This window comes from Mesorhizobium sp. BH1-1-5, from assembly GCF_020165615.1.
Taxonomy (GTDB): Bacteria; Pseudomonadota; Alphaproteobacteria; order Rhizobiales; family Rhizobiaceae; genus Mesorhizobium.
This window is the reverse complement of sequence record NZ_JAIUIM010000009.1, coordinates 237584-248423: the sequence shown is the minus strand read 5'-3', so window position 1 is coordinate 248423 and position 10840 is coordinate 237584. Positions and strand designations below refer to the sequence as shown.

The 10840-nt window shown below is 64.1% G+C and carries 10 protein-coding genes; 5 read left to right on the top strand and 5 right to left on the bottom strand.

All coding sequences use genetic code 11. The features are described 5' to 3' along the window. The coding region (locus tag LB572_RS14875) for a VCBS domain-containing protein (RefSeq protein WP_224668233.1) at positions 1-920 on the bottom strand (920 nt) is incomplete at its 3' end. Between the two features lie 541 nt (positions 921-1461). Next, positions 1462-2955 (bottom strand): ATP-binding protein, encoded by a 1494-nt coding sequence (locus LB572_RS14870; RefSeq protein WP_224668232.1) that lies wholly within the window; start codon positions 2953-2955, stop codon positions 1462-1464. A 216-nt stretch (positions 2956-3171) separates the two neighbouring features. On the opposite strand from LB572_RS14870, the gene LB572_RS14865 reads away from it, so the two are divergent. Continuing rightward, positions 3172-3426 carry a hypothetical protein gene (locus LB572_RS14865; protein WP_140802931.1) on the top strand — a complete coding sequence of 85 codons (255 nt, stop codon included), beginning with the start codon at positions 3172-3174 and terminating at the stop codon, positions 3424-3426. A gap of 91 nt (positions 3427-3517) precedes the next feature. Here the strand turns inward: LB572_RS14865 and LB572_RS14860 are convergent, their stop codons facing one another. Beyond that, entirely contained in the window at positions 3518-4000 is a 483-nt protein-coding gene (locus LB572_RS14860) for a hypothetical protein (RefSeq protein WP_224668231.1), read from the bottom strand. 189 nt (positions 4001-4189) lie between these two features. On the opposite strand from LB572_RS14860, the gene LB572_RS14855 reads away from it, so the two are divergent. Further along, entirely contained in the window at positions 4190-4555 is a 366-nt protein-coding gene (locus LB572_RS14855) for a RidA family protein (protein ID WP_140802933.1), read from the top strand. Between the two features lie 31 nt (positions 4556-4586). After that, complete coding sequence (locus LB572_RS14850) at positions 4587-5885, top strand: amidohydrolase/deacetylase family metallohydrolase (protein WP_224668230.1); 1299 nt, start codon at positions 4587-4589, stop codon at positions 5883-5885. Positions 5886-5891: 6 nt separating this feature from the next. Here LB572_RS14850 and LB572_RS14845 read toward each other — a convergent pair whose 3' ends face one another. Together LB572_RS14845 and LB572_RS14840 are read right to left on the bottom strand one after the other, a co-directional pair. Continuing rightward, the gene (locus LB572_RS14845; protein WP_224668229.1) at positions 5892-7682 is read right to left on the bottom strand and encodes an NAD(P)/FAD-dependent oxidoreductase; all 1791 of its coding nucleotides are present in this window, start codon (positions 7680-7682) and stop codon (positions 5892-5894) included. Positions 7683-7893: 211 nt separating this feature from the next. Beyond that, a complete protein-coding gene (locus tag LB572_RS14840; protein ID WP_224668228.1) occupies positions 7894-8841 on the bottom strand; it encodes a MurR/RpiR family transcriptional regulator in 948 nt (315 codons plus the stop codon). A gap of 274 nt (positions 8842-9115) precedes the next feature. Between LB572_RS14840 and LB572_RS14835 the strand changes: the two genes are divergently transcribed. Further along, positions 9116-9940: an ABC transporter ATP-binding protein gene (locus LB572_RS14835; RefSeq protein WP_224668227.1), complete on the top strand. Its 825-nt coding sequence runs from the start codon at positions 9116-9118 to the stop codon at positions 9938-9940. Then, positions 9937-10785: an ABC transporter permease gene (locus tag LB572_RS14830; protein WP_224668226.1), complete on the top strand. Its 849-nt coding sequence runs from the start codon at positions 9937-9939 to the stop codon at positions 10783-10785. The genes LB572_RS14835 and LB572_RS14830 overlap by 4 nt, the downstream gene beginning before the upstream one ends. The last annotated feature ends 55 nt before the right edge of the window (positions 10786-10840 follow it).

Below are 10840 nucleotides of genomic sequence, written 5' to 3'. Positions count from 1 at the left end.
GTCTGCGTGCCGTCCTCCTTGACCGTGCCGCTGTCCGTCGCCCCGGTGATCGTCACCGCGTCGTTGGTGCCGTCGATCGTAATCGTCACGTTATGCGTGGTCGTGCCGCCGTGGCCGTCGTCCGCCTTGACGGCGTAGGTCAAAGTGAGATGCTCACCCGCCGCGAGATAGTCGAAAGCTTGCGGCGTGGAATTGAACGACCAGTTGATCGCGCCAGAGGTGTGGCTGTTGTCGATGATGGGATTGCCGCCCAGCGACAGCATGTTCACGACGTCGGCAGCGTGAAGGGAGCCGGTAGCCCCGCCCAGGGTCACTCCCGTCACCGAGGCATTGACCGTATCATGAATGTCGACATCGCTGACAGTCAACGTGCCGTTTGTCGACAAAGGGGAGTTTGTTTCGTTAAGCGTGGCGGCATCGTGATCGCCGGCGGCGACGGTGATCACCGGGGCATCGTTGGTGCCGGTGATCACAACCGAGAGCGTGCCGACGCTGAGCGTGCCGTTCGACATCTTGATCGTGTATTGGATCGTGTCCGTGAACTGCTCGCCGGCGCCGAGCGCGTTGATCTGCGCGCTTAGAGCGGTCGCGTCATAGTGAATCTTGTTGTCGGTGCCGATCCAGAATTTCGCCCCGCTCGTGCTGCTGGTTTCGACGATGTTCGCACCGTCCTGTATCAGCAGATCCTTGTTGTAGTCAGCGAACGCCTTGTTGGTGACGACGATCCCAGCCCCTCCGTCGTCGTTCTTGAGGCCGTCATCCACCGAATAGATCGTCGTCTTGGTCCCGCCACCGCTTGCCGCCAGGACGTCGAACGTGAACTGAAGGCTGCCGTCTTCCGTGCCGGATTGCGTCAGATTGGCTGCCGCCCCCGAGTTCGAGAACGTGACGGTCGAACCTGAAACTGTCGTAGTCGCCATTGCCAATTTCCCCCTGTGATCCCTTCGCGAACAATGGACTTGTTCGCCCCAACGGTTACCGCTGATCCTGGCGCGCGCACTTCGCCGTCGCCGCGAGCGCATGCTCCTGCCTGCGGCGATTGGTCAGGACCAAGCCATTCTGATTGACCGAGAAGACCTCTCTCGTTGAGAGACACAAACCCACCCCAAGCGCTTGCGCGCTTGCTCCCCAACACCCCTAGTTGGCGTGCCCCCATTGTCGCCGCGATCGCGGGACCAAGCCTGTCTATAGGCAGTTATATTAGCTTTTTATGATTTGGAAACCATAACCGCATATACAGTGGTGGGTAATGTTAATGACTTGTTAGATATTTAAGAAATCGGCGACTGGTCGAATAATCGCGTAAAACTGATGTCGCGCCATAACCGGTCGTTGGCATTGTCATATCTGGTTATATATTGTCGCGTAGCTTCAACGACCAATCGCACATCAAGAGAGCCGCAACCCGCGCGATCAATGGCGCAAAGTCCGCCGGAGCTTGGTCGCCAGCGTCTCCGGATGTCAGCCAGCCAGGCTGTCCTGCTCCGCGGCATTGGGATCACCCGGCGCCGTCGCCCAGGCGAGCTCGACCAGCGTCACGGTGCGCCGTCCGGTGCCGTCGACCTGGCAGACAATGAGCCCCTGCTCCTCGATATAGTCGAGCAGTCGCCGTGCACGACGCAGCGAATGCGAGCCATACGCGCGGGCGATGGCAGCATCACTAGGGCATGGCCAGCCCTCCTTGGCGGCGCGGGCGATCATCATGAACACGCCCTGCATGTCCTCGGGCAGCAGCGAGGCGCGCACGGAAACGTCCCGCCACGCATCGTCCTCGGCCATGTCGGAGCCGACGCCGGCGCGGGCTCGCGTCAGCATGCGGCGGAATTCCGCGAGGTCGGGCACGACCGAAGCCAGGCCCTCGATGCGGCAGCGGACCACGAACTCCTGGTAGAGCACGCCGATGACGCGGAAGCCCGCATCCGGCTCGGCCAGGATGGCGCGCAGGATGCGGTCCATCCGCTCGCGCCGCTCGGCGAGGTCCTCGGCGCTCGGCTGCGGCTCCGCCGGCTCGGGACGGATGTCCAGCGGCGCGGCCTTGGCCGCCATCAGCTGATCGAGCAGGTCCGGCGAAGGCCGGCGTTGCGGCCTGACCGTCTCGGGCGGCGGCGCCGCCAGAATGATCGAGCGCGCATCCTCCAGCATCGCTTCCGGCAACGGCATCAGCCGCGGCGTGCCGTTGCGCGGGCTGGTTTCGGTCTGGCCGATGCGTAGGCTGAGCGGACGCCGCGACAAGGCGGGCCCAAGCGCCATGAAGTGCCCGCGCTCCAGATCGCGGAACGCTTCGGCCTGGCGACGCTCCATGCCGAGCAGGTCGGCCGCGCGCGCCATGTCGATGTCGAGGAAGGTGCGGCCCATCAGGAAGTTGGAGGCTTCCGCCGCGACGTTCTTGGCGAGCTTCGCCAGCCGCTGCGTGGCGATGATGCCGGCAAGCCCGCGCTTGCGGCCGCGGCACATCAGATTGGTCATGGCGCCCAGCGAGAGCTTGCGTGCCTCGTCCGAAACCTCGCCGGCGGCGGCGGGCGCGAAAAGCTGCGCTTCGTCGACCACCACCAGCATCGGATACCAGTGGTCGCGCGCGACCTCGAACAGCCCGCCGAGGAATGCCGCGGCGCGCCGCATCTGGTTCTCGGCATCGAGCCCTTCGAGATTGAGCACCGTCGAGACACGATGGATGCGCGCCCGCTCGCCGGCCGCCTGCAGGCCGCGCTCGGTATGCTCCTCCGCATCGATCACCAGATGGCCATAGTGTTCACCCAGCGACACAAAGTCGCCTTCGGGGTCGATGATGGTCTGCTGCACCCATGGCGCGCTCTGTTCGAGCAGCCGACGCAGCAGGTGCGACTTGCCGGAACCCGAATTGCCCTGCACCAGCAGGCGGGTGGCCAGCAGTTCCTCAAGGTCGAGGGCCGCCGGCGCGCCCGCCGTGGTCTGCCCCATCTCGATTGCAACGGTCATGTCTCGACTCGGATCGTCTCCCTGCGCGGGATCGGGTTATCAATCCGAGCGCGAGGCGTCGAGCACACCACGACCATTTACCGGGTGTTCCACAGCTACTCGCCCTTTGGCGGCAGGCTGTCGGCAATGACTCTGGTCGGACCACCATTTCGCTGGCGCCGGTCGGCCATTGGCGTATCATCGCTGCGGGACAGGGTTCATGGCAGGAGGAGGCCGATGGACGTCGCTGCCGAAGTGCCCGTCGCCGCGTTGACGGTGCAAGATCTTGTTGCGTCTGCCCTTTCGAAATTTCGCGCCGGCGACACCGTCTCGACGCGCGCGATGCTCAACGCCATCCGCCGCTCCGATCCAGCCTGCGACGACAGCGACGATCATCTCGTCGAGCTGATCGTCATGGCGGCAATTGGTAAGACCATGGGTGTTGTCTTCGACCACCGCTCGCCAGACGAGCGGCTGCCGCTTCTCGCGTAGTGCGGACCGCTACCAGCTTTCTCAGCAAGGCGTATCGAGATTCAGGTCAGGCCGAGTTTGCAGGCCGGCCTCACCTGGATATCGGCATGCCTTAGCCCAGCGGATGCGGCATATAACCGACGAAACCCGCGATCTTCCAGCGGCCGCCGACCTTGCGGCAGAAATAGAGCGTCTGCCATTTGAGCCGGTCGACGCCGCCGTCGGCCTTGGCGACGGAGCCGTCGAACTTCTTGTGCAGCACCGCGCGGTCGCCATCGACATCGATGTCGCGCATGTTGGTGACGCGGAACAGCGCCTCGCGCAGCGGCTCGGCGAATTTCGTCGCCGCGGTTTCCTTGGCCTGGCGCAGCCATTCGTCGCGATAGACCTCCAGCCTCGGGAACTGCAGCCGCCAGGCATCGGCGTTGGCGAGGAAATGCGCATGCATGCCGAAGAAGCTCTCGGCGACGAAATCGTCCTCGACCATCGACCAGTCCTGTCCGAGGAAGGCATCGATGTCGCGCCGCACCAGCATTTCCCACAGCGCGTGGCGGTCGGCATCGCCTTCCGGGAACGGGTTCCTGTCGAAGGTCATGCTGTATCTCCCCTTCCTATATCCGCGCGGCCGGACGCAGCACCGAGCGCAAGATGCTCAGGCTCCTGTAATAAAGCAACATGGATTTCGAAAAAATGTTGCTTTCCGACATTGGCTCTATGAGGATCATGGCGACAAGCGTAGACGACTATGTGACCGGTTCCCATCCGTCGACAAAAGGAGGCTCACTTGCCCAAGCAGTGCTTTGGAAAATCCCACGTTCCGCTTTCGCCCGCCGTGCGCGCCGGCGATTTCGTCTATGTCTCCGGCCAGGTGCCGGTGGGCGGCGACGGGCTGGTGGTGAAGGGCGGCATCGCCGAGCAGACCGAGCAGGTGCTGCAGAACGTCAAGGCGGCGCTGGCGCTCGCCGGCTGCACCATGGATGATGTGGTGAAGACCACTGTCTGGCTGGAGGATGCGCGCGATTTCGGCACCTTCAACACGGTCTACGCAAAGCATTTCTCCAAAGACCCGCCGGCGCGCACCACGGTCGAGTCGCGCCTGATGATCGACATCAAGATCGAGGTCGAGGCGGTTGCCTACCGACCGCTCTGATCGCGGACACGCAGCAACAGGGAGGGCACCGATGCAGTTCGATCTCCTGATCAAGGGCGGGCGCGTCATCGATCCCGCATCGGGCCTGGACGCGCAGCGCGACGTCGCCGTTGCCGATGGCAGCATTGCCGCGATCGACGCCGCCATCGATGCCGAGGCGGCGCGTGAAGTGGTCGATGCCAGGGACTGCATCGTCACGCCCGGCCTCGTCGACCTGCACAGCCATGTCTATTGGGGCGGCACCTCGCTCGGCGTCGACGCCGACCGGCTCGCCGCCAAGAGCGGCACCACCACCTTCATCGACGCCGGCAGCGCCGGCGCCGGCAATTTCCTCGGCTTTCGCCGCCATGTCATCGAGCGCTCGAAGGTCCGCATCCTGGCTTACGTCAACATCTCCTTCGCCGGCATATTCGGCTTCGCCAAGACCGTGTCGGTCGGCGAATGCAGCGATCTCAGGCTTTGCGAGCCGCGTGAGACGGTTGCCGCGGTGCGCGAGCACGCCGATGTCGTCGTCGGCGTAAAGGTCCGATCCGGCAAGCATGCCGGCGGCACCAGCGGCATCGCCCCGGTCGACCTCGCGCTCGAAGCCGCCGACAAGGTCGGCCTGCCGTTGATGGCCCATATCGACGAGCCGCCGCCGGGCCGCTCGGAAGTGCTGCCCAGGCTGCGCCGTGGCGACATCCTCACCCACTGCTTCCGGCCGTTCCCCAATGCGCCGGTCTTTGCGTCGGGTGCGGTGCGGCCGGACATGCGGCTGGCGCGCGAGCGCGGCGTCATCTTCGATATCGGCCACGGCATGGGCTCGTTCGACTTCGAGGTGGCGAAGGCGATGCTCGCCGAGGGTCTCGCGCCCGACGTGATCTCGAGCGATGTGCACCTTTACTGCGTCGACGGCCCGGCCTTCGACATCCTGGTCTGCATGTCCAAGCTCATGGCACTTGGCATGCCGCTGGTCGAGGTGCTGCGCGCGGCGACAGCAAATCCCGCGCAGGCGATTGCCAGGCCCGAGCTCGGTGCGCTGAAGGTCGGCGGCATCGGCGACGTCGCGGTGCTGAAGTCCCAGCCCGGCCGCTTCACCTTCGTCGATGCAGTCGGGGCGTCACTAATCGCGGATCAGCGCTTGGTTTCAAACGGCATTGTCATCGCCGGCAAATGGTGGCCGAACGAAGTGCCCGACCACAATGAGACCGAGCGTTTCGAGGCGCATGCGCATCATACGCATGTAGATGTGGCGGCGAGGCATTTTGGCCCTTCATCTTCGTCATTCTGGGGCGGAGCGACGCGAAGCGGAGCGCAGACCCTAGAACCAAGAGGGGCCGTCCATACATGACGAACGTTAGGTTCGCGAATTGCTCGGCGCGCCATAAACCGGCGTCGCAATCCCTTCCATCCGCGCCTTGAGCTGCAGCGCCACATATTTCGAATAGAAGCGCGACAGCGCCAGATTGCCGCCGTGGAACCAAAGCGCTTCCTGCCCCGTCGGCTTCCACATGTTGCGCAACTCGCCCTGCCACGGCCCCGGATCGCCCTTGACGCCGGAGCCCAGACCCCAGCACGGGCCGACCTTGTCGGCGACCTCGCGCGAAACGATCGCGGCAACCGTTTCGTTCATCGACTGGTAGCCGGTGCAGCAGACGATCGCGTCGACGGTGAGCTCGCTGCCGTCCTCGAACAGGATGCCGTTCGGCGTCAGCGTCTTGATGCCGACGCCGCTCTTCACCTTGATCTTACCGTTCAGGATCAGCTCGCAGGCGCCGACATCGATGTAGTAGCCGGAGCCTGTCCGGTAGGCCTTCATCAACAGCCCGGTCTCGTCCTCGCCGAAGTCGATGGCGAAGCCGCTGTCGCTGAGACGCCGGTAGAAATCCGCGTCGCGCGCCCTGATCACGTCGTAAAGCGCGCGCTGGCCCTTCGGCACCAAGGCGAAAGGCGTCGAGGCGACGATCATGTCGGCCTTGTCGGTTGTGATGCCACGCGCCAGTGCCTTCTCGGAGAAAATCTCGAAGCCGACATCCATCAGCGTGTCGGACTTCACCACGGTCGTCGGCGAGCGCTGCACCATGGTGACCTTGGCGCCCGCTTCCCACAGATCGACGCTGACATCGTGGCCTGAGCTTGCAGCACCGATCACCGCGACGCGCTTGCCGCTGAATTTCTCGCCGGTGGCATACTGGCTGGAATGCAGGAGCTCGCCCTTGAAGCTGTCCGCGCCCGGTAGCTCGATCTGCCGCGGCGGACCGTATGCGCCGGTGGCGAAGACGATGTGCTTCGGCTTCAGCGTGACGCGCTGGCCGACGCGGTCGACCACCACGGTCCAGGCCTTTTCGGCCTCGTCATAGGCGGCGCTGATGCATTTGGTGGCGACCCAATAGTTCAGCTCCATGACGCGGGTATACATTTCCAGCCAGTCGCCCATCTTGTCCTTGGGCGTGAAGACCGGCCAGTTTTCCGGGAATGGAACATAGGGCAGATGGTCGTACCAGACCGGGTCGTGCAGAACGAGCGAACGATAGCGGTTGCGCCAGGAATCGCCGGCGCGCGCATTCTTCTCGATGACCAGCGTGGGGACGCCGAGCTGCCGCAGCCGTGCGCCCAGCATGATGCCACCCTGCCCGCCGCCGATCACCAGGCAATAGGGTTGCTCATGCACGCCGAGATCGCGTGCCTCGCGCGCTCGTGCTTCCGCCCAGGTCTCGCGCTTGGGGTCAGCCTTGTGGCGGATGCCGAGTGGCCGCGCCGGGCCTTTCCGCTCCTCGAAACCCTTGAGCTCGCTCATCGCCGTGAACAGCGTGCGGCAACGACCGTCCTTGAGCCGCAGGATGCCCTCGCCCCGCGCCACCGTCGTCTCGAATGTGAACCAGGTCTCGACGGTACCGTCGTCCACGCTTGGCTCTCCGGACAGGTGCCAGTGCGACGGCTGCGCCTGGTTGAGCGTGGCCTGCAGCATCTCGCGGATCGCACCCTGCCCCTCCATGGTCTTGATGTTCCATGTGAAGGTCAAAAGATCGCGCCAGTAGCAATCCTGCGCGAAGAGGTTCGTCGCCGCCTCGATATCGCCGGCCTCCAGCGCCCGGCCGAATGAGCCGAGCCAGGTAGCCGCCTGTTGCGATGGTGCGATGTCGAGCATTTTTGTCCTTCCCTTCAAATATCGATTGGCATCGCCAAGCTCCATCTGGCGATGTCAAGAAAGTGCGCCTTGAGGCGGTCGAGATTCAGGTCAGGCCGTGTCGAAAATGGTGGGTTCCGAGAACCGGAGCGGAGCGTACTTTTCGTACGTGAGCACCGGAAGCGCAGGAAACCGCCATTTGCAGGCCGGCCTCACCTGAATATCGGCTGCCTCAATCCCCCAGCGGCTCCATCTCCTTGCCTGTCCGATGGATCTGGGCGTTGTATTTGATGCGGCGCACCGTCTCGCGCGCCGGGCCGTCGATCTTGTACGCGGTCGCGACCGCCAGCAGGTCGATGGCCGCAAGGAAGGCGTAACGCGACGCGGTCGGCTTCAGCGTGTCGGGATATTCCGGGACCGCCATCGTCAGCCGCACGTCGCAGACGCGCGTCAGCTCGGTGTCGGGCGCGGTCACGCAGATCGCGTTGGCGCGGTAATGCTTGGCGAGTTCCACCGCTTCGATCACCTCGCGCGTGCGGCCGGTGGCCGAGATCGCGATCACCAGATCGCCCGGCTTCAGCGTCGATGCCGTCATGCGTATCAGATACGGATCGCATTGCGCGCTGATCGTGATGCCATAGCGGAACAGGCGGTATTGCGTTTCCTGCGCCAGCGCCGACGAGCTGCCGCCGAGGCCGAACACCGTCACCTGCCGCGCCTTGGCGATCAGTTCCGCGGCCTTCTGCAGCTGTCCCGGATCGATCTGCCGCTCCGCCTCCTGCAGCGCGCGCCGCGCCTCGCCGAACACGGCGTTCCAGAACGGCATGCCGCTGTCGTTGTTCGCTGGCTGCGGCTTGGTGGCGAGATAGAGCGCGCCGACGACAAGGCTCTGCGCCAGCTTCAGCTTGAAATCGCGCACGCCCTCGCAGCCGATGGCGCGGCAGAAGCGGGTGACCGTCGGCTCGCTGACCCCCGCGCGCTGGGCAAGCGCGGCGTTGGAAGCGTCGACCGCATATTTGACGTCGTCGAGCACGACATCGGCGACGCGGCGCTCGGCCGGCCGCAACTCCGCATAGCTGTCCTTCACCTGCGAGATGATATCGGGGATGCGCCTGACATGGTCGTGCCGGTCGTCGTCCTCGTCCGCCGTTCGCAACGCCTGGCTGTCAGCTTCGGTCATTGGCCAGTCCTCCCCAGCCCGCTCGGGACCTATCATCTTCGCGATTATCCGCCCGCTGGCCATAGGCAATCAACCGAGGTGAGTATGTAGGAAAGTAACAAACCTCGCAAGGGATCATAAAATTAATGAAAATCAGGTGCTTAGACAAAAGCTGATTGAACCTGATTGCTTCCGCTATCTGCCGCCGCTTGACAGTAAAGTAGGATAGTTACAGACTGATTTCGCGGACAGATGTGGCCTTCGGCAACGCATCGCGCAGTCTCCGAGGGGGAGCATGAGTACGGCAAGCGCGACAACGCCGAAGCTCGGCGTGCAGGCAGCGACGAAGGTCTATCAGACGGCCTCCGGGGACCTTCTGGCGCTCGATCGCTGCAGCCTGGATGTGCAGCCTAACGAGATCGTCTCGATCGTCGGCCCCTCAGGCTGCGGCAAGACCACGCTGTTGTGGTCGATGTCGGGCCTGCATCGGCTGACCGGCGGCGCGATCCTGCTCGACGGCAAGGAGATCACCGGACCGCGCCCGGAGATCGGCATTGTCTTCCAGGAAGCGAACCTTCTGCCCTGGCGCAACCTCGACGCCAACATCAACTTCCCCTTCGAGATCAAGGGCGAGAAACCCGATCGCGCCTGGATCGCGCACCTGTTGAACCGCGTCGGGCTCGATGGTTTCGGCGGCAAGTTCCCGCGCGAGCTTTCCGGCGGCATGCAGCAGCGCGCCGCGATTGTGCGCGCGCTGGCGCTGAAGCCTTCGGTGCTTTTGATGGACGAGCCCTTCGGCGCGCTCGACAGCTTCACCCGCGAGGAGATGAACCGCCTCGTCGAGGAGATCTGGCTCGACACCAAGACCACCATCGTCTTCATCACCCACAGCATCGAGGAAGCGATCTTCCTCTCCGACCGCGTGGTGGTGCTGACGACGCGGCCCGGTCGCGTCGCCAAGGTCTACGAGGTGCCGTTTCCGCGGCCGCGTTCGCTGGAAATCATGGCGACGAAAGAAGTCTTCGACCTCACCAACAAGATCAAGATGGACATTGTCGGCGAGCGCGTCCGGCCGATCGCGCCGGAGCGGTCGGCTGAAATCGTGAGGATCAGGCCGTGAGCGGGGGCGACGCCATTCCGGAATTCTCGAAAGCCAAATCGGCAGATGGCCAGGACGTCAGCCTGACCAATCTTTCGGCCTTCGCCAGCGGCCCCGGCATCAAATCCGGCGCCGAAGTGGCGGCGATCCTCGCCGTCGCGGTGGTGATCATCGGCGGCATCGAGCTGGCGCTGCGCATCTTCCACGTGCCGCAATACATCATGCCGCCGCCGAGCTCGATCGCTTACGCTTTGTTCGACGAGTTCCCGCTGATCGCGCCGCATCTCGGCTACACGCTGGTCGAGCTTGTCTCGGGCTTCGCCATTGGCGCCGTCGTCGGCTTGGTGATGGCGGCCGTGATCACGCAGTTTCCCTTCGCCGAGAAGATCGTCGCGCCCTACATCCTGATCCTCGTCACCACGCCGATGCTGGCGCTGGTGCCGCTGCTCATCCTGCGCTTCGGCTTCGGCTACACGCCGCGCATCATCGCCGTGGCTCTGGCTGCCGGCCCGATGGTGATGATCAACGCCGCAACGGGCTTCCGCCGCGTCGACAGCGCCAAGATCGCTTTGGCCCGCTCCTATGGCGCCAGCACCTTGCAGATCTTCTGGAAGATCCGCGCGCCGATGGCGCTGCCGATGATCCTGGTCGGGCTGATGATCGGCGCGATCTTCGGCCTGCTCACCGCCGTCGGCGCCGAGATGGTCGGCGGCGGCTTCGGCCTCGGCAACCGGCTCACTTCTTATTCGTCGATGATCCAGATGCCGCAATTCTTCGCGGTGGTGCTGATCCTGTCGACGCTCGGCATCCTGATTTACGTGCTGTTCTTCCTGATCGGCAAGAAATGGGCGAGCTGGGAGACCTGACCGACGTGCAAAATCACGCCCGGGAGGCGGGCGAAGGCAAGGCAAGCAATCAACA